19 protein-coding genes are annotated in these 18,917 nt (G+C 62.3%); 4 read left to right on the top strand and 15 right to left on the bottom strand.

Annotated features, from left to right (window positions below; genetic code table 11):
• The first annotated feature begins 32 nt into the window (after positions 1 to 32).
• Positions 33 to 785 carry a class II aldolase and adducin N-terminal domain-containing protein gene (locus tag B9A11_RS14830; RefSeq protein WP_058247280.1) on the top strand — a complete coding sequence of 251 codons (753 nt, stop codon included), beginning with the start codon at positions 33 to 35 and terminating at the stop codon, positions 783 to 785.
• Here B9A11_RS14830 and B9A11_RS14825 read toward each other — a convergent pair.
• Complete coding sequence (locus B9A11_RS14825) at positions 782 to 1,252, bottom strand: lytic transglycosylase domain-containing protein (RefSeq protein WP_058247281.1); 471 nt, start codon at positions 1,250 to 1,252, stop codon at positions 782 to 784. The two genes, B9A11_RS14830 and B9A11_RS14825, sit on opposite strands and share 4 nt — an antisense overlap.
• 246 nt (positions 1,253 to 1,498) lie before the next feature.
• Here B9A11_RS14825 and B9A11_RS14820 point away from each other — a divergent pair, with 246 nt between their 5' ends.
• Positions 1,499 to 2,356, top strand: a complete 858-nt coding sequence (locus tag B9A11_RS14820; protein ID WP_058247282.1) for an SDR family oxidoreductase — start codon at positions 1,499 to 1,501, stop codon at positions 2,354 to 2,356.
• Between the two features lie 5 nt (positions 2,357 to 2,361).
• Positions 2,362 to 2,976 carry an exopolysaccharide biosynthesis protein gene (locus tag B9A11_RS14815; protein ID WP_058247283.1) on the top strand — a complete coding sequence of 205 codons (615 nt, stop codon included), beginning with the start codon at positions 2,362 to 2,364 and terminating at the stop codon, positions 2,974 to 2,976.
• 3 nt (positions 2,977 to 2,979) lie between these two features.
• On the opposite strand, the gene B9A11_RS14810 is transcribed toward B9A11_RS14815, so the two are convergent.
• The 7 genes from B9A11_RS14810 to B9A11_RS14780 form a co-directional block, all read right to left on the bottom strand.
• The gene (locus B9A11_RS14810; RefSeq protein ID WP_058247284.1) at positions 2,980 to 3,900 is read right to left on the bottom strand and encodes a restriction endonuclease; all 921 of its coding nucleotides are present in this window, start codon (positions 3,898 to 3,900) and stop codon (positions 2,980 to 2,982) included.
• A gap of 45 nt (positions 3,901 to 3,945) precedes the next feature.
• Entirely contained in the window at positions 3,946 to 5,871 is a 1,926-nt protein-coding gene (gene dxs / locus B9A11_RS14805) for a 1-deoxy-D-xylulose-5-phosphate synthase (RefSeq protein WP_058247285.1), read from the bottom strand.
• A gap of 42 nt (positions 5,872 to 5,913) precedes the next feature.
• Entirely contained in the window at positions 5,914 to 6,786 is an 873-nt protein-coding gene (locus B9A11_RS14800) for a polyprenyl synthetase family protein (protein ID WP_058247286.1), read from the bottom strand.
• Positions 6,786 to 7,025 carry an exodeoxyribonuclease VII small subunit gene (locus B9A11_RS14795; RefSeq protein WP_058247287.1) on the bottom strand — a complete coding sequence of 80 codons (240 nt, stop codon included), beginning with the start codon at positions 7,023 to 7,025 and terminating at the stop codon, positions 6,786 to 6,788. Before B9A11_RS14795 ends, B9A11_RS14800 begins: the two co-directional genes overlap by 1 nt.
• Positions 7,022 to 7,945, bottom strand: coding sequence for a histone deacetylase family protein (locus B9A11_RS14790; RefSeq protein WP_058247288.1), 924 nt, complete (start codon positions 7,943 to 7,945; stop codon positions 7,022 to 7,024). The genes B9A11_RS14795 and B9A11_RS14790 overlap by 4 nt, the downstream gene beginning before the upstream one ends.
• A gap of 69 nt (positions 7,946 to 8,014) precedes the next feature.
• On the bottom strand, positions 8,015 to 8,716 hold the full coding sequence (locus B9A11_RS14785; protein ID WP_058247289.1) for a response regulator: 702 nt from the start codon (positions 8,714 to 8,716) through the stop codon (positions 8,015 to 8,017).
• Entirely contained in the window at positions 8,713 to 9,216 is a 504-nt protein-coding gene (locus B9A11_RS14780; RefSeq protein ID WP_058247290.1) for a MarR family winged helix-turn-helix transcriptional regulator, read from the bottom strand. The genes B9A11_RS14785 and B9A11_RS14780 overlap by 4 nt, the downstream gene beginning before the upstream one ends.
• A 156-nt stretch (positions 9,217 to 9,372) precedes the next feature.
• Here B9A11_RS14780 and B9A11_RS14775 point away from each other — a divergent pair, with 156 nt between their 5' ends.
• Complete coding sequence (locus tag B9A11_RS14775; RefSeq protein ID WP_058247291.1) at positions 9,373 to 10,245, top strand: branched-chain amino acid aminotransferase; 873 nt, start codon at positions 9,373 to 9,375, stop codon at positions 10,243 to 10,245.
• A gap of 39 nt (positions 10,246 to 10,284) precedes the next feature.
• Here the strand turns inward: B9A11_RS14775 and B9A11_RS14770 are convergent, their stop codons facing one another.
• The 7 genes from B9A11_RS14770 to B9A11_RS14740 form a co-directional block, all read right to left on the bottom strand.
• Entirely contained in the window at positions 10,285 to 11,532 is a 1,248-nt protein-coding gene (locus B9A11_RS14770) for a PAS domain-containing protein (protein WP_058247292.1), read from the bottom strand.
• Between the two features lie 52 nt (positions 11,533 to 11,584).
• Positions 11,585 to 12,817, bottom strand: coding sequence for a PAS domain-containing protein (locus tag B9A11_RS14765; protein ID WP_058247293.1), 1,233 nt, complete (start codon positions 12,815 to 12,817; stop codon positions 11,585 to 11,587).
• A 128-nt stretch (positions 12,818 to 12,945) separates the two neighbouring features.
• Positions 12,946 to 14,127, bottom strand: a complete 1,182-nt coding sequence (locus tag B9A11_RS14760) for an ABC transporter permease (protein WP_058247294.1) — start codon at positions 14,125 to 14,127, stop codon at positions 12,946 to 12,948.
• A gap of 5 nt (positions 14,128 to 14,132) precedes the next feature.
• Positions 14,133 to 15,821, bottom strand: a complete 1,689-nt coding sequence (locus B9A11_RS14755; RefSeq protein ID WP_083499824.1) for an ABC transporter permease — start codon at positions 15,819 to 15,821, stop codon at positions 14,133 to 14,135.
• Positions 15,818 to 16,108, bottom strand: a complete 291-nt coding sequence (locus B9A11_RS14750; RefSeq protein ID WP_058247295.1) for a DUF1330 domain-containing protein — start codon at positions 16,106 to 16,108, stop codon at positions 15,818 to 15,820. The genes B9A11_RS14755 and B9A11_RS14750 overlap by 4 nt, the downstream gene beginning before the upstream one ends.
• Positions 16,109 to 16,206: 98 nt before the next feature.
• Entirely contained in the window at positions 16,207 to 17,328 is a 1,122-nt protein-coding gene (locus B9A11_RS14745) for an extracellular solute-binding protein (RefSeq protein ID WP_058247296.1), read from the bottom strand.
• A gap of 123 nt (positions 17,329 to 17,451) precedes the next feature.
• On the bottom strand, positions 17,452 to 18,555 hold the full coding sequence (locus tag B9A11_RS14740; protein ID WP_058247297.1) for an ABC transporter ATP-binding protein: 1,104 nt from the start codon (positions 18,553 to 18,555) through the stop codon (positions 17,452 to 17,454).
• Between the last annotated feature and the right edge of the window lie 362 nt (positions 18,556 to 18,917).

The following is an 18,917-nucleotide window of genomic DNA, read 5'->3' as shown; positions in this document are numbered from 1 at the left end:
CCGCCCAATGGCCCCATCAACAGGAGGCCAAAATGACCGCACACAACATCGCCAATATCGACCACTGGCAAGAGCGCGTCGATCTGGCCGCCGCCTTTCGCTGGACCGTCCGGCTGAATATGCACGAAGCGGTGGCCAACCACTTTAGCCTGTCGATCAACGACGACGGCACGAAATTCCTGATGAATCCCAACCAGATGCACTTTGCCCGGATCAAGGCATCTGACCTGATCATCGTCGATGCCAACGACCCCGAGACGCTGAACAAACCCGGCGCACCCGACCCGACGGCCTGGGGCCTGCACGGCGGACTGCACCGCCTGTGCCCGCACGCGCGCTGCGCCATGCACGTGCATTCACCCTACGCCACCGTGCTCGCCAGCCTCAAGGACAAGCGCTTGCCGCCGATCGATCAGAACGCCGCGACCTTCTACAACCGTATCGCGATCGACGACAACTACGGCGGTCTGGCCTTCGAAGAAGAAGGCGCCCGCTGCGCCCAGCTGCTGTCCGACCCCAAAGTCAAAACCCTGATCATGGGCAACCACGGCGTGATGATCATCGGCGCGACGGTGGCCGAAACCTTCAACCGGCTGTTCTATTTTGAACGCGCAGCGCAGACCTATATCATGGCGCTGCAAACCGGCCGAGAGCTGGCGATCCTGCCCGATGATGTGGCCGAGAAGACCGCGCAGGAAATCGAGGACTACCCCGAACAAGACATCCGCCACCTCGCCGAACTCAAGGCGATCCTCGACGAAGAAGGCTCGAACTACGCGACCTAGCCGGGGCGCAGCCCAGTCTCTACCAGCAGGCCAAGCCGCTTTGCTTCGTAATAATAGCCTTTTGCGTACCACATGATGGCGGCATCCTCGTCGCCATCCGCCACGATATACGCGCCCTTGAGGTACCTAAGCGCGAATTCAAGGTTCACCTCGGGCTTCAGCAGATCCTCGTTCGGCCCACGAAAGCCCATGCTCCGCGCCGTCGCCGGCAGGATCTGGAACAACCCCCAATACGGCCCATTGCGCGCCCAGGGCCGGTGCGTGCTCTCCCGAATGGCCAGACGATGCACCAGATGACGCGGCAGCTCGTAATGATCCGCCCATTGGTTGATCAACGCCCGCAACTCCGGCGTCTCGTTCGGATACAGAGGCGGCTCCTCCACCACCGCCACACGCTCCGCCTCGACCAAAGGCCCGCAGGCCACCAAACTCAAACCGGACAAGATCAAAAACCGACGGCCAATCATGCGACTCTCTCCAAAGACCGCCCCATTTAACCATCCCTAAATCCCCAAGCCATTCCCGCCGAAAACCCCCGGCGAAACCCCGCGCAAACCACACCCTTTAGGCAAACCACCGCCCAGCCCTTCTTCTCTTTAAAAGTATCCCGGGGGGAGCCCGCAGGGCGGGGGGCAGCGCCCCCTCCAACCAAAGGGCATCCCCCCACCTTCATCCCTCTTGCCTTTTCCCCCGCGCGCAGCCACCTATGCCCTATGACACAGACGCTCCTCTGCCTCGGCCACGGCTACTCGGCCCAAGCGCTCACCCGCCGCCTTCTCCCCCTCGGCTGGACGGTCATGGGCACGACGCGTGATCCAAGCAACATGGACGCCTTGCGCGAGACAGGCGTGACGCCCGTCCTCTGGACGCCCGAGGACCTCGCCGAGGCCATCGCCAAAGCGACCCATATCCTCGTCTCGGCGGGCCCCAAGGACGGCAGCGACCCCTCGCTCTCCATCGCCAAGAAGGCGCTGACCGACAACGCCTCACGGCTTGAATGGGTCGGCTACCTGTCCACAACCGGGGTCTATGGCGACTACGGCGGCGACTGGATCGACGAAGACACGCCCCTCGCCCCGACCACCAAGCGTGGCCAGACCCGCGCCCGCGCCGAGGCCGAGTGGCAGGCCATCCCGGACCTTCCCCTGCATATCTTTCGCCTTGCGGGCATCTACGGGCCGGGCCGTGGCCCCTTTGCCAAGGTGCGCGCCGGCACCGCCCGGCGGATCATCAAGGAAGATCAGGTTTTTAGCCGCATCCACGTCGAGGACATCGCGCAGACGCTGCACGCCTCGATCAAGGCGCCCCAGCCCGGCGCGATCTACAACACCTGCGACGACGATCCCGCCCCGCCACAGGACGTGATCGCCTATGCCGCCGAGCTGCTGGGCAAGCCGGTGCCGCCCGCGATCCCCTATGACAAGGCCGAGTTCACCCCCATGGCCCGCAGCTTTTACGCGGAAAACAAGCGTGTCTCGAACCGCCGCCTGCGCGAAGAGCTGGGGGTCGAGCTGCTGTATCCCGACTACCGCGTGGGCCTTTTGGCGCTGCTGCGCGAAGAGCAGGATTAACCAACATGGCGTGTGGCCAGCAAATCGGCCAGGACGACGGCCCCGGCAGTTTGCGCGATCTGATCGAGGCGCTGCGCCCGCAGGCCGATGACGCCCGCGTCTACGTCCACGAGGCGCTGGACCGCGTGGGCACGCAGTCCTTTCCGGCGGTGATCCTGATCCCGGCGGTGCTGCTGGTCTCGCCGCTGTCTGGCATCCCCGGCACGCCGACGCTGGGGGCTTGCCTGATCTTTCTGTGCGCGCTGCAAGCTGTGCTGGGCCGCAAACATCTGTGGCTTCCGGGCTGGCTGACGCGCCGTTCGGTCAGTGCCAAACGCATGACCAAAGCCTTGAACTGGCTGGGCAAACCCGCCGCGTGGATGGATCGGTACTCCAAGGACAGGCTGTGCTTTCTGACCGCGCGGCCCACCCGCCCGCTGGCCTATCTGTTTGTGCTGCTGACGGTGATCGGCTGGCCGATCCTTGAACTGGTGCCGTTCTTTACCTCGTTCAGCGCGGGGGCCGTGGCGATGGTGATGTTCGGCGTGATGACCCGCGACGGCGCATACCTGCTCTGGGGCTACGTCCAGGGCGCGCTGCTGTATCTGGCGGTGCTCGCCGTGGCGACCGGGATCGTCTAAGCCTTAGAAATCACCAAAGTAATCTTCATCAACGGAGCGGATCGTATAGACCTTGCGCGCCCGCACACCGACCTCGTGCTGGATCATCAGCCGCGCCAGACGGTCGCCGTTGATCAGAACAATCCGCTGCTGGATGCGGTCCACATAGGCGTGGGCTTCTTTGGAGAAATCCGAAGTCGTCACGAACACGCCCTTGGACGCCCCCTCGCCGGTCAAAGACCCAACGAACGCCTGCAAGGCAGGCCGCCCCACCTTGTTGTCCAAGGCATAACGTTTGGCTTGGATATAGACCGCATCAAGGCCCAAAGCGTCTTCGTTGATGACCCCGTCGATGCCGCCATCGCCGGATTTCCCGATGCTCTGCCCCATGGCCGGATCACCGCCGCCATAGCCCATGGCGATCAGCAGATCGACGATGAGCTTTTCGAAACGGGCGGGCGTGACGGTCAGCACCATCTCCAGCAAGTCTTGCGCCAACACGTCCGAGATTTGCTTGTGCAGCGAAGCGATTGCGTCTTCCGGTGTCTGTTCTGACGTTTCGGGAGTGGATACAGCGGGTGCCTTTGGCTCTGGCGTCTGAGCCGATGCGTCTTTCCAGTCTTTGAAGTCTGCAACTTGGGCGAGAACCGCGTTGTCGATCCGGTCTGGATGGCGCTGCAAAAGTTCCCGGCCAAAGCTGGTGATCTCATGCACATTGCGCTTAGGCGAGGTCAGGCAGCCCGCCTTGGACAGATAGGTCCGCGCCCAATGCGCACGATCGGCCAGAAATGTTTTCCTCCCGTTCGGCATCAACTCCTGCGCTTCTTCGTCGCTAATCCCGAACTGCGCCTGCAAGCCCGGCAGGGTCTGCCCCACATTCAGCGCCCCGTCGGCAAAGGCCTGCAACACGGGGCGCATCAGGGTTTGGTAGTCAGGCACGGGCATCACGTCATCCAATCACACCACAAGGTTGCGATCAGACGACCATGCTCAGGCGCGCTTGTCCAGCACCTCGACCCCCAGCACATTCAAGACCTTAGCCTCGATATGCTCGGCATTCATCGCCGCCGTGTCGTACATGTCGCGGGGCGAGGCCTGGTCGATGAACACGTCCGGCAGCACCATCGACCGGAACCGCAAACCGTTGTCAAAGACGCCTTCGTCGGACAGCAGCTGCGCCACGTGGCTGCCGAAACCGCCCACGGCGCCCTCTTCGATGGTGATGAGACTCTCGTGCTCGCGCGCAAGGCTCAGGATCAGCTCGCGGTCCAGCGGCTTGGCAAAGCGCGCGTCCGCCACGGTGGGGGTAATCCCCCGCGCTTCAAGGGCTTCGCAGGCTTTCAGGACTTCGCCAAGGCGGGTGCCAAACGACAGGATCGCCACGCGCGACCCTTCGCGGATCATCCGGCCCTTGCCGATTTCCAACACCTCGCCGCGTGCGGGCATCTCGACGCCCTCGCCTTCGCCGCGCGGATAACGGAAGGCAATCGGCCCCTCGTCATGCGCCGCAGCGGTGGCCACCATGTGTTTCAGCTCTGCCTCATCGGCGGCGGCCATGACCACCATCCCCGGCAAGTTCGCCAGATATGCCACGTCGAACGACCCGGCGTGCGTGGCCCCATCGGCCCCCACAAGCCCGGCGCGGTCGATGGCGAAACGCACCGGCAGGCGCTGGATCGCCACGTCATGCACCACCTGATCGTACCCACGCTGGAGGAAGGTCGAATACATCGCGCAGAAGGGTTTCAGCCCCCCCGCCGCAAGCCCTGCGCAAAAGGTCACGCCGTGCTGTTCGGCAATGCCAACGTCAAAGCAACGGCTGGGGTAGCGCTCGGCGAACAGGTCCAGCCCAGTGCCATCCGGCATCGCCGCCGTCACCGCGCAAATTTGCGAATCCTCGGCGGCCTCTTGCAGCAGCGCCTCGGCGAAGACCTTGGTGTAGCTGGGCGCGTTGGACGGCGCCTTTTTCTGCTTGCCGGTGATGACGTCGAACTTGGCCCGCGCGTGGCCCTTGTCGGCGGCGTGCTCGGCGTGGGCGTAGCCTTTGCCCTTTTTGGTCAGCACGTGCAGCAGGATCGGCCCCGTCGCGCGCTGGCGCACCGTGCGCAGCACCGGCAGCAACTGGTTCAGGTCGTGCCCGTCGATGGGGCCAAGATAGCTAAAGCCCAGCTCTTCGAACAGAGTGCCGCCGACCGTCATGCCCTTGAGCATTTCCTTGGCGCGCTTGGCCCCTTCGCGGAAAGGTTCGGGCAACATGCTGACCGCGCCCTTGGCGGCGGCCTTGAAATCCTGGAAGGGCGCTTCGGCGTAGAGCCGGCTGAGGTAGGACGAAAACGCGCCGGTGGGGGGCGCGATGCTCATCTCGTTGTCGTTGAGGATGACGATCATGCGCTTGCCCAGATGGCCCGCGTTGTTCATCGCCTCAAAGGCCATGCCCGCGCTCATAGCCCCATCACCGATCACCGCAATCGCGTCACCATGGCCGGTGTCGCAGTTCCCACCCAGATCGCGCGCCACGGCAAAGCCAAGCGCCGCGCTTATCGAGGTGCTGGAATGCGCCGCGCCAAAGGGATCGTAAGGCGATTCAGAGCGTTTGGTGAATCCGCTGAGGCCGTCCTTTTGGCGCAAAGTCCGCATCCGGTCGCGCCGACCGGTCAGGATCTTGTGCGGATAACACTGGTGCGAGACGTCCCAGATAATCTTGTCGCGCGGCGTGTCGAACACCGCGTGCAACGCCACGGTCAGCTCGACCACACCAAGGCCTGCGCCCAAGTGCCCGCCGGTTTCGGACACCGCCGAGACCGTCTCCTCGCGCACTTCGTGGGCCAGCCGGATCAGCTCGGCATCGGAAAACTGCTTGAGATCGGCGGGAATTGACACCCGGTCAAGAAGCGGCGTTTGGGGCCTGTCGGACATGGGTCCTCCGGTCTGGTTCGGCGCGCGCTGCGCAGGTTCGCGTTAATTCCGACGCGAGATAACGAAGCGCGCCGCGTCTCGCAAGCTCTCGGCCCGACTTCCATAGTCAGATAGGGCGTCGCAGGCCTGTGTCACAAGGTCCGATGCGCGGCTTTTTGCCCCGTCCAGCCCCAGAAGGCTGACAAAGGTCGCCTTGCCGCGGCCTGCGTCCTTGCCCACCGCCTTGCCCACGGTTTCGGCGTCGCCCTCGACGTCCAAAATGTCATCGGCGATCTGAAAGGCGAGGCCGATGGCCTGCGCGTAGGTGGTGAACGGCGTGATGTCCGCCTGCGCCAGACGCGCCCCCGCCTCGGCGGACCAAGCGATCAGCGCGCCGGTCTTGCCAGCTTGCAGCCTTGTGATCTCGTCCAAGGTCAGGGGCGTATCGGCCTGCTCGGCGGCCATATCCAAGGCCTGCCCCAGCACCATGCCCCCTGCCCCGGCAGCGCGCGCAAGGCTCAGCGTCAGATCGGCGCGCACCACCGCGTCGGGGTGGCACTCGGGGCGCGAGACCAGCTCAAACCCCAAGGTTTGCAGGGCATCCCCCGCCAGCACGGCGGTCGCCTCGTCCCACTTGCGGTGCACGGTGGGCAGACCGCGCCGCACGTCGTCGTCGTCCATGCAGGGCAGATCGTCATGGACCAGCGAATAGGCGTGGATCGCCTCGATCGCGGTGGCAGGCCAGATCGCGCTGCTGGCGGGCACGTCATGCAGCCGCGCGGTTTCCATCACCAGATAAGCGCGCAGACGCTTGCCGCCCGAGGCCGCATAGCGCATGGCATCCACCACTGGCAAAGCGTCATAGCCCGCCAAAACCGATCCGAAATGGCTCTCGACCGCGTCCGCCGCCGCCGCAAGCCCCGTCTGGAACTGCATCAGAGCCCCTCGACCGGCTTCGTCCCGACCGGAGTGCCGCCGCCGTCCAGCGTGATCGCGGCGACCTTTTCTTCGGCCTCTTTCAGCTTGGTCTCGCAACGGGCGCGCAGTTTCGCACCGCGATCATAGAGCGTGATCGATTCTTCCAAGGCCACGTCGCCGCGTTCCAGCTGGCCCACCACGCGTTCCAGCTCGGCCATGGCCTGTTCAAAGCTCATCTCGTTGATATCGTCGCTCATCGGGCTGCCCCCATCAATTCCTGTACGTGCACGCGCGCCGCAGCGCTGAGCGCCGAAAGATCATACCCGCCTTCCAAAGTCGAGACCACACGTCCGCCGCAGACCTTAGCCGCCATGTCGCACAGCGCGCGGGTGATCCAGGCGAAGTCCTCTGTTTCCCAGTCGAGCTGCGCCAAGGGGTCGTCCTTGTGGGCGTCGAACCCCGCCGAGATGATCAGCAGCTCGGGGTTGAACGCGGCCAAGCGCGCGATGGCAGGCTCCCACGCGGCGCGCATCTCGGTGCCGGTGCTGCCGGGGTCGAGCGGGATGTTCTGGATGTTGTCATGGGCGCCGCGCTCATCCGCCGTGCCGGTACCGGGCCAGAGCGGCATCTGGTGCGAACCGATGAACAGCGTGCGCGGCTCGTCCCACAGCAGATCCTGGGTGCCGTTGCCGTGGTGCACGTCGAAATCCACCACCGCGACGCGGGACAACCCTTTGACATCCAGCGCATATTTCGCCGCGAGGGCCGCTGTGCCGAACAGGCAAAAGCCCATGGGCGTCTGGGTTTCCGCATGATGCCCCGGGGGGCGCGTCGCGCAAAAGGCGTTCTGCACCTCGCCGCCCAAGACCATATCCACCGCGCGCAAAGCCCCGCCGACCCCACGCCGCGCCGCCCGCATGGACCCGGGCGACATCCACGTATCTTCGTCAAGCTGGTGAATCCCCTCCGCCGGTTCCGCCGCCGCGATCCGGTCGATGTAGGCCTGCGGGTGGCAGCGCAGTAGCGCGGCGTCGTCCGCCTCGGGGGCGCTTTCCCGCACGAGGTCCAGATCGGCCAAAGCGTGCCAGACATGTTCCAGCCGCGCGACCCGTTCGGGGTGGCCATCGGGCGTCACATGTTCCAGACAATCCGCGTGAGTTATCAATGCAGTGGCCATGTCGCCCCTCCCTGTTTTCTACGCCAGAAAAACAGGAATACGGCGGATCAACAAGGGGGGCAACAAGGCTCAATCCGGGGCCAGCATATACCCCGCGCCGCGCACCGTTTGCAGGTAGCGCGGCTGTTTCGGGTCCGCTTCCAGCTTGCGCCGCAACCGGGTGATCTGAACGTCGACGGCGCGCTCCTGCGCCTGCCCCTTGTCGCGGCCCAGCTCCTCGACGAGGTTGGCGCGGCTCAGCGCTTCGCCCGGACGGGCCGAGAAAATGCGCATCAGCTGGCTTTCGGTGGCGGTCAGCCGGACAAGGTCTTCGCCCTGCCACATCTCGCCGCGTTCGATGTCGTAGCGGATGTCGCCGAGGGTCAGCAGCTTTGGCGCGGTGGCCTCTGGCTTGACCTCGGGCATCCGCCGCAGAATGGCGTTGATCCGCAGCAAAAGCTCTTTGGGTTCAAAGGGTTTGGCAAGGTAATCGTCGGCCCCCGCCTCAAGCCCCTTAATGCGATCCTCGGTCTCGGACCGCGCAGTCAACAGCAGGATTGGCGTGGCACTGGTGGCGCGAATGCCTTGGGTCAGGCTGATGCCATCCTCGCCGGGCATCATCACGTCCAGCACGATCATGTCGAAATCGAGCCCCGACAGCAGCCGCCGTGCATGGGCCGCATCGCGCGCCGCCGTCACCAGAAAACCGTTGCGGATCAGGAACTTTTGCAACAGCCCACGTATCCGCTCATCGTCGTCGACGATCAAAAGATGCGCATCGCTGTCGCTCATCCGCGGCCCTCCCTGAGCCTTTGATAACTGGTTAACATGTCTGGGTCCATCATCGCTTCAAGCACCTTGCGAAAGCCTGAAACCGCCTCGGGGCCGGCCTGCCGATAGGCCGCGCGCATCCGCGCGCGCTGCGCGTCGGACAGGTCACGCTCTAGCGCTGCGCCTTCGTCGGTCAGGTACAAATGCCTCTCCCGCTTGTCATTTCGCCCCACTCGGCTTTCGACAAGACCATCCTCAATCAAGGTGCGCAACACACGGTTCAGCGATTGTTTTGTAACACCCAGGATGTTGAGCAAATTGTTAACGGTGGTCCCCGGCGCGCCATTGATAAAGTGCAAGGCGCGGTGATGCGCGCGCCCGTAACTGAGGCCCGCAAGGATACGATCGGGATCGGCGGTAAAGCCGCGATAGGCGAAAAACATCGCCTCGATGCCCTGACGCAGCTGTTCATCCGTCAGATAGAGCAGCGTTTCGCCCTGTGCGTTTGGTCCCTCGGCCATCTTCGTCTGCGCCCCTTAACCTGTTTTCAGTCAGTTTACGTCAGTCTTGTTGACATTCCAAGCAGGGAATGGTAGCGAATCCCAGATTTGACGCAATTATATGTCCGGTGCGGACCTGATTTGCGCAATATTCGCAAAACACCTAGGAGAGCTGCGATGGCTGAAGGAGCATATGACGACCGCGACGGCAAGATATGGTTGGACGGTCAGATGGTGGAATGGCGCGAGGCAAAGGTCCATGTGCTGACGCATGGCCTGCATTATGCCAGCTCTGTTTTCGAGGGCGAGCGCGCCTACAACGGCAAGATTTTCCTGTCGCGCGAGCACTCCGAGCGGCTGCATTTTTCCGCCGGCGAACTGGATTTCCAGATCCCCTACACCGTTGATGAAATCGAGGCGGCCAAAAAGGCGGTTCTGGAAGCCAACGGCCTGACCGACGCCTATGTGCGCGCGGTGGCCTGGCGCGGTGCGGGCCCGGACATGGGGGTCGCGTCGGCGCGCAACCCCGTCCGTCTGGCCATCGCGGCTTGGTCTTGGGGCAACTACTACGGCGACGCGAAATTCAAAGGCGCCAAGCTGGATATCTCCAAGTGGAAGCGCCCCTCGCCCGAGACGATCCCGGTGCACGCCAAGGCTGCCGGTCTTTACATGATCTGCACCACCTCCAAGCACGCCGCCGAGGCCAAGGGCTGTTCCGACGCGCTGTTCATGGACTATCGCGGCTATGTGGCCGAAGCGACCGGCGCGAACATCTTCTTCGTCAAGGATGGCGAAGTCCACACGCCCAAGCCCGATTGCTTCCTCAACGGTTTGACCCGTCAGACGGTGATCAAGATGCTCAAGGAAAAGGGCATCACCGTGAACGAACGTCACATCATGCCCGAGGAGCTTGAGAGCTTTGAGCAATGCTGGTTGACCGGCACCGCCGCCGAAGTGACCCCGGTTGGCCAGATCGGCGACTACACCTTCGAGGTTGGCGCCCTGACCCGCGACATCGCGGAAAGCTACGAGGCGCTGGTGCGCGCGTAAACAGTGACGGCGGCAGGCGTTGATCCTGCCGCCACTCTCTTACACCAAGGTGCGCAACATCGACGTGTTGCCTTGAACAACAGAGTTCAGCTCGACCAGTTTGGCGAGACGCTGCTCGATTTCTTCCTGACATTCATCCAGCTGGTCCACGATGCCAGCCAAGGCGGTGCCGCTGTTAGACAGGGCCGCGCTTTCGATTTTGCACATCATGCGGGTCGAGCTTAGGCCCGTCACATAGCGTTTCATATCCAAGACCGATCGGGCGAAACGCTTGGCCTCCGTCTCGACTTTCTGCAACACCGCCGTCATGGCCTCGCTGAATTCCTGTTGCAGGGCCGAAAGTTGCGCGATCTCATCCTCGGGTATGACGTTGCTTGGGTATTCCTGGTCCGTGGCGCGGAAATGTTCGGTCATCTCAGTTTCCAACCCGCTCGCAAAGCTCAGGAACTGGCCGCGCAAGATAGAATCGCGGATGCGCGCGAAAACGCAGGCGTCGCCATCGACGAATGTGGTGACCCATGTCGACATCTCTTCGAGCATCTGGCTGTAGTTGACGGAAATCGCGCTGATCGGGCCACCTGCGTTTTCCAACCGCGAGGCGATGATGCGCATGTTCATGGGGACGGTGCGAATGGATTTGATCGCCTCGGTCAATTCAGTGGTTTCCGATTCGACCTGCGTGATCGCCTTGGACATATCCATAAAGCGGCGCTGCAATTGTCCGATTGGGCGACCCAATTGCCGTGCGCGGGCCTCGAATTCCGACGCCAACGCGTGCGACTGAAAACTATCGTAGTTCGCGTAGCCCATGGCCTGAACCGCGCGGGTGAGCGCCTCGGCGCTTTGTTCGGAGGTCAGTCCTTCGGATTTTTCGCGCGCGAGAATGTCGGCGTAAAGCTCTTCGATTTCACCAAAAAGTTTGGAGCTTGGTTTGATCCGTGTCGAGACATACCCGCCATCGACCGGGGCGACCAAGGCGAACACCCAATAGGCGCGGCCGCCCTTGCGCTGGTTCTTGACATAGGCCCCTGTGGCCCGGCCCGCCTTGATGTTTTCCCATAGCAGATGGAACACGGCCTTGGGCGTATCGGGGTGGCGAATGATCTTGTGCGGCGCACCCAAAAGGTCGGGCCAGTCGTACCCTGCGACCCGGCGGAACACCATGTTGCCCGCCTTGATGACGCCTCTTTCATCCGTGCGCGAATAGAACATCTCGGGCAGTTGGAACAATGCCTCGGTGCCGGACATACTGCTGCCAGCGTGAAACGTCGGGCTTAGATCACTCATGCGATGACCTCGAACTCTGTATGGTTGTCTTTGGTTAAGCGCTTCATCGGGTTTACATTAGAGACCGCAGCATCGACGTGTTGCCCTGCACAACCGAGTTCAGCTCGACCACCTTGGCGAGGCGCTTTTCGATTTCGTTCTGGCACGCATCAAGCTGTTCGACGATACCCGCCAAAGCGGTGCCGGAATCCGACAAGGACGCGCTTTCGATCTTACACATCATGCGAGTCGAGCTTAGGCCGGTCACATAGCGTTTCATGTCCAGAACGGATCGCGCAAACCGTTTCGCTTCAAGTTCGACATCCGCCAGCGAAGACACCATGTCATCACGGAACTGCATACGGTGTTTTTTCAGCCCCGCGATTTCGGCCTGAGCATCAATACCGTCGGCACCATCGCCGTCCTCTGCGGAAAAGGCTTCGATCATCTCACCCTCCACGCCGGTGGCAAAACTGAGGAATTGGCCGCGCAGGATCGCATCGCGAATGCGGGCAAAAACGCAGTCTTCGCCATCAACAAAGGTGTTCACCCATGTCGACATTTCTTCGAGCATCTGGCTGTAGTTCACCGAAATCGCGCTGATCGGACCGCCGGCGTTTTCCAACCGCGAGGCAATGATGCGCATGTTCATGGGCACGGTTCGGATGGCGTCAAAGGCTTCGGTCATCTCGGCGGTTTCGACCTGCACCTGCGAAATCGCGCGGGACATATCAACGAAACGGCGCTGGACCTGATCAATCGGGCGACCAAGCTGGCGCTGGCGCGATTCAAACTCTTCGGCGATGGCAAAGGCCTGAAACGCCTCGTAGTTGGGATACCCCTTGCTGCGGGCAAATTCGCGGATCGCCTCGGCGCTGTCGACCGGGTTCAGCCCCTCGGCTTCGCGCTTGAGCAGCTTCTCGTAGAATTCTTCGACCTCATGGAACAGCTTGGAGGTTGGCTTGATCCGGGTGGAAATATACCCGCCCTCACAGGGCGCGACCAAGGCAAAGACCCAGTAGAACCTGCCGCATTTGCGCTTGTTCTTGACATAAGCGCCTGTAGGGCGGCCGTTTTTCAAACGATACCACAGGATTTCAAACAGCCCCTTTGGCATGTCCGGGTGCCGGACGATCTTGTGCGGCGCGCCGCGCAGATCCCCCCACTCGAACCCTGCGACACGCTGAAACACCGAGTTGCCGGCCTGGATCACGCCGTGTTCATCGGTACGCGAGAAAAACAACTCGTGAAGCTGAAACAAGACTTCAGAGCTGGACAGCTCTGCGGACATTCTTTGGTCGGTCATCGACGACTCCTGAAACTAAGCGCTTGTCCGCGATCATCTCCAAGAATCCCCATCAAACCATTAAGGCCGCCGGTGATTTTCACCCGCGGCCTCATTTTCTTGTTAAGATTGGGCGAATTCGCCGTGCGTCAGCTGGGGCTCATGCCGCGCAGACGCTCGGACCGGCGCCGCAGCAACTCGACCGTGGCCAGCAGCGCGATGGAAATCCCCACAAGGATCGTAGCCGCCGCCAGAATGGTCGGGCTGATCTGCTCACGCAGGCCGGTAAACATCTGCCACGGCAGGGTTTGCAGCTCGGCAGAGCCGACAAAGATCACCACGACCACTTCGTCGAACGAGGTGATAAAGGCGAACAGACCGCCCGAAATCACCCCCGGCAGGATCAGCGGCATCTGCACCCGAAAGAAGGTGGTGATCGGGTCCGCGCCCATGTTCGCCGCCGCCCGCGTCAGCGAGCGATCAAAGCCCACCAGAGTCGCGGTCACGGTGATGATCACGAAGGGAATACCCAGCACCGCGTGCGCCAGAACAACACCCCAGTAGGTGCCGACGATGCCGATCTTGGAGTAGAAGAAGTACATGCCCGTCGCGGAAATGATCAGCGGCACGATCATCGGAGAGATCAGGATCGCCATGATCGCGCGCTTGCCCGGCACGTGGCTTTGGGACAGGCCAATGGCGGCCAGCGTGCCCAGAGACACCGAAATGAACGTCGCCACCGGCGCAATCGTCACAGAGTTCCACACCGCGTTGGTCCATTCCGAGTTGGTCAGGAAGTCGCGGTAATGCTTGAGGCTATAGCCCGCAGGATCAAAGCGCAGCATTTCCGGCGTAAAGGTAAAGAAGTCCTCGGCGTTAAAGCTCAGCGGCATGACCACAAGGATCGGCGTGATCAGAAAGACAAAGATCGCCCCGCAGATCACCCGGAAAGTGTAGTGCCACAGCACCTGGTTCGCGGTCAGATAGGGCGCAAGCGGCACGCGATAGCGGCGAAAGCCCACCCAGTAGACCAGCCAGCCAAAGAACCAGCCGAACAGCGCACCGATCACCAGACCGGGCAGCGCCCCCAGCGCGAAACCGGCAATCGCCATCAGCGCCAGAACACCCCAGCGAAAGGCTTTTTCTTTTTCGCGCCCAAGGGTCAGGCCCGCAGCGGCCAGCGCCGCCAGCACCACGAACCCCGCCACGATCCCCAGCAGGGTCGAGCCATTGGCCGCCCCCACAAAGACCCCGGCCAGCGCCCCAAAGGCCCCCACGGTCGCGGTGGTAAAGCCCATGGGCATTTTCTTGGTTTCAGTCAGAACAGCCATGTCCCTTACCCCAGCTTCACGTTGTCGATGCCCACGATGCGGTCATAGGCCCAGTAGAGCAGCAGCACGACTGCCAGCAGAATGGTCCCCAGTGCGGCCGCAAGACCCCAGTTGAGCGAGGACGAGATGTGATAGGCGATCCGGTTGGAAATGAACGTCCCGGTGGTGCCGCCGACGATTTCCGGCGTGATGTAGTAGCCGATCGACAGGATATACACGAGGATCGAACCCGCCCCGATGCCCGGAATGCTCTGCGGGAAATACACCCGCCAGAAGGCTGTCCAGTTGGTCGCCCCAAGGCTCTTGGCGGCGCGGGTATAGGACGGCGGGATCGTCGCCATGACCGAATACATCGGCAGGATCATGAACGGCAGCAGGATGTGCGTCATCGCCACGATGGTACCGAACTGGTTGTTGATCATCACCAGACGATCCGCATCGCCCACCAGTCCCAGCCAGACCAGCACGTCGTTGATCACACCTTGCTGTTGCAGCATGACTTTCCACGCCGAGGTCCGCACCAAAAGAGAGGTCCAGAAGGGCAAAAGCACGAGGATCATCAGCATGTTGGCGCTGCGCGCGGACAGGTTGGCCAGCAGGTACGCCACCGGATAGGCCAGCATGATGCAGCTAAAGGTGATCACGAGGCTCATAAAGATGGTGCGCTTGAACAGCAGACCGTAGATGCGCTCATCCTCGTCGCGGAACTCTGCGCCCTCGGGGGTCTTTTGCATGTCGACCGCGTTCAGGAAGTAGCCCGAGGTGTAGTTCGGCGAATACATCTTGATGGTGGTCCAGACCTCGGGGTCCATCCAGTCCTCGTCGATGTCCTCGAAGGCGGCGCGGATATCCACCGTCTCAAAGTCCGGGCTGGCCACAAGCGCGTCCAGCTCTGCCAGTTCAGCGGCGTGCGGGCCGGTGTAGCCCGACACGTCCCCTGCGGCGAGGTCTTGGTACAGCGCGGTGTGCACAAGCGTCCAAGGTTCTTCCTTCAGAAGGCTCTTTTCCTCTTCGACGCGTTGGAATTCAGCGAATGCGGCATAGGCCGCAGCGGTGCGCGGCAGAACGTCGGCGATGCCGGCGCGCAGCTCGAACTCGGGCAGCGGCTCGCCCTTGGTCCACGCCTCGGCCTGCGCGTGCCACGCGTCAGAGCCCATCATCTCGGCCCAGAGCGGTGCCTTGTCCCAGGCGCGGTCCACGTCCTTGAACTGGTCCTGATAGACCTCGCCGATGTCGTCCAGACCCCGGCCCGACTTGCGGAACAGCGAGGACACGCCGGTCATCTCATAGTTCAGGCGGGTGCCAAGGCGGGTGTGCAGCTTGCGCTCGGCGGCGTAAAAGATGTCTTCGTAAGCGGCCTGGAACACCGCGTCGCCCGGCAGCTCGCCGGTGTCGGCATCCCAGTCCTCCAGCGCCACAACGGTGCGCGGCAGGGTGTCGGACACGATCTGGTTCTCGACAGAGCGGAACAGCATGTCGACGATCGGTGCAATGAACGTCACCAGAACGAACAACAGCAACGGTGCAATCAGCATCAAGGCCCGCAGCTTTTGCCGCCGCAGCGCCCGTGCCAGGCTTTTCTTCAAAGGCGTGCCATCCGCGGCCAGCATCGGCCCTTTCTGGTCGGCAGCCGCCAGCGCGGTCTCGGGCGTCGGGCCGCCCGTCTGCGCGGGATCGTTGGTCGCTTCGCTCATTCTGTCCCCTCGACAACCAAGATCACGCTTTGCGCCGTGCGGCGGCGGATCTCGGCCACTTCTTGATAGTCTGGATCGTGATAGGCCGCGAGGGCCGCCTCATAGCTGGGAAATTCGATGACCACATGCCGTTCCAAGGTCTCGCCTTCGACGGTTTCGGATGGCCCGCCGCGCACAATGAACTTGCCCCCAAGCCCCAAAAGGATCGGCGTGTCGCGGTCAATGTACTCTTGGTAGGCGTCCGGGTCCGTGACGGTGATGTGTCCGATGATATAGCCCTTGGCCATCGCGCGTTCCCCATCGCAGGGGCGTCTGGCCGCAGCAGATGCCGGCCGCCAGACGCCTTTTGTGTAAGGGGCGAGCCCATCAGGCCCGCCCGCTCAGATTACTTAGCCAGCCACGCCTGGAACTTCGCGTCGATGTCGTCGCGATAGTCAGCCCAGAACTCGTAGTTGTACAGGAAGGTGTTCTTGGCGTTTGCCGGATCGGTCGGCATGTGCGGCGCCATGTCGATGCCCAGCGATGCATGCTGGCCGACCAGCGGAGCCGAGGACAGGCGCGCCGGACCGTACGAGATGAACTTGGCCTGGTCTGCCAGACGCTGGGTGTCGGTCGCGTACTTCACGAAGTCCTTGACACGTGCCAGAGCAGCATCGTCCAGACCCGCCGGGATGATCCAACCGTCAAGGTCGAACACCTGCGCGTCCCACATCATGCCAACCGGCTGACCCTGCTCTTCGATGACCGAGAACAGACGACCGTTGTAGGTCGAGCCCATGAAGATTTCGCCATCGGCCAGCAGCTGCGGCGTGTCGGCGCCCGCGGACCACCAGATCACGTCGTCCTTGATGGTGTCGAGCTTGGCCAGAGCGCGGTCCTGACCTTCTTCGGTTTCCAGAACGTCGTAGACGTCTTCCTTGGCAACGCCGTCACAGAGCAGAGCCCACTCCATGTTGTTGATCGGACGCTTTTCCAGCGCGCGCTTGCCCGGATAGGTTTCCAGGTCAAAGACAGAGCAGATCTCGGACGGGGCGTCGACGCCTTCCGGGACCATGTCAGTGCGGTAGCCAAAGGTGGTCGAGTACACGATCTGCGGGATGAAGCAGTCAGAGACCAGCAGGTCGCCAAAGTCATCCTCTGCCGAGGTGCCATCGGGGGCTGCGGCGAGGTCTTCTTCGGGGTCGATTTCCAGCGCGAGGCCTTCGTCGCACAGGCGGATGGCGTCGGATGCCACGACGTCAACCAGATCCCAGGTGATGTTGCCCGCCTCGTTCATGGCGCGCAGCTTGGCCACGGCCTCGTTGGAGGATTCGTCCCAGGACACGGACACGTCCGGGTGCATTTCGACGTAGGGCTTGACGTAGGCGTTGTCCTGCGACGCCTGATAAGCGCCACCCCAGGACACCAGCGTCATGTCGTTGGCCATGTTGCCATGGCTCTCGGCGTGCGCGCCTGCCGCAGCAACGGTCAGGGCGGTGGTCGCCAGAAGAGTCTTGGTGAGTTTCATACTATACTCCCTAAGGTTACCCGTTTGAGTGGAGAGGGCCGTGGTCCGGGCTGACGCCGACCCCTTAATGCGTCCCCCGCCCCGCCGCTGCGCAGGGGGCGAAGAAGACATTCTTAGATCATCTTACACCGCATCCAGCGCGCGGCAATCCTGCGGAAGCCAACCGATCTCGATCTGGCTGCCGGGGGTCAGGCGAACCTGATCGGGCGCGTTACGGGTCTTGATGACGAAATCGTCGTTGCCGGCCACACGCAGACGCGTGCGGAAGATGTCACCCATGTAGATGAACTCCAGCACCTCGGCCTTGAGCGTATGGGCGCCCTCGGACATCCGGTCCTTGTTGAACTCGACGCGCTCGGGGCGGATCGACACGCGGGTCTTTTCGCCAACCTTGCTGACGTTGATCGGCACGGCGTCGATCATCTGGCCATCGTCCAGCTTGACCACGCAAGTATCGCCGCGGATCTCGGTCAGCACACCTTCGAGCGTGTTGTTCTCGCCGATGAACTGCGCCACGAAAGAGTTCTTGGGCTCTTCGTACAGGACGTCAGGCGGATCAAGCTGCTGGATGCGGCCATCGTCGAACACCGCCACGCGGTCGGACATGGTCAGCGCTTCGGTCTGGTCGTGGGTCACATAGACCGTGGTGATGCCCAGCTGGTGCGCCAAGTGGGTGATCTCGAACTGCATCTTTTCGCGCAGTTGCTTGTCCAGCGCGCCCAGCGGTTCGTCCATCAGGACCAGCTCGGGTTCAAACACCAGCGCGCGCGCCAGTGCCACACGCTGCTGCTGACCACCGGACAGCTGCGCCGGACGGCGGCCACCAAAGGCGCCCATTTCCACCATCTCCAGCGCACGCTTGACCTTGGCTTCGCGGTCAGACTTGCCCATCTTGCGCACTTCGAGCGGAAAGGCGAGGTTCTCGGCGATGGTCATATGCGGGAACAGGGCGTAGTTCTGGAACACCATGCCGATGCCGCGCTTGTGCGGCGGGATGTTGTTGATCGACACACCGTCGATCTTGATCTCGCCGTGGGTCGCGGTCTCAAAGCCCGCCAGCATCATCAGACAGGTCGTTTTGCCCGACCCCGACGGCCCCAACATGGTCAGGAATTCGCCTTTCGGCATGGTCAGGTTCAGATCCTTGACGACGAGATTTTCACCGTCATAGCTCTTTTGCACGCGCTCAAAGGCGACGAACGCGTCACCGGAGGATGTCTCGGCCAAAGTCGGCTCCCTGTTTTATGTCTCGCGGGTGGTGCCCGCTGTCGTTGGCCAAACTAAAGCGGCTCACAGAACGGGATGCAACTGTTTCGCCAAGATTCGCGGTGGAATTCGCGCAATACAGGCGGGGCGCTCAGAAAAACCGGCGCTTCGCGGTCGAAAACCGACAAAATCGCAACGGATTCAGGACATTTTCCTTTCACCCTCTGCGTAAAAAGTAACCAGATACCCCACCCTTAGGGGCGCAAAACCGGCCCAAACACACCGAAAAGGCGATCAGACCCGAGTCGCAGGCCAATTTGTGCACAGCATTTGAGCAAACGCCCAAAATCGAAACCTATTGTCCTTATGTGACAAGCAGATGT

Origin of the sequence: Tropicibacter naphthalenivorans (assembly GCF_900176475.1) — a bacterium.
In the GTDB taxonomy this organism is placed as follows: Bacteria; Pseudomonadota; Alphaproteobacteria; order Rhodobacterales; family Rhodobacteraceae; genus Tropicibacter; species Tropicibacter naphthalenivorans.
This window is presented reverse-complemented; position numbering and strand designations above follow the sequence as displayed.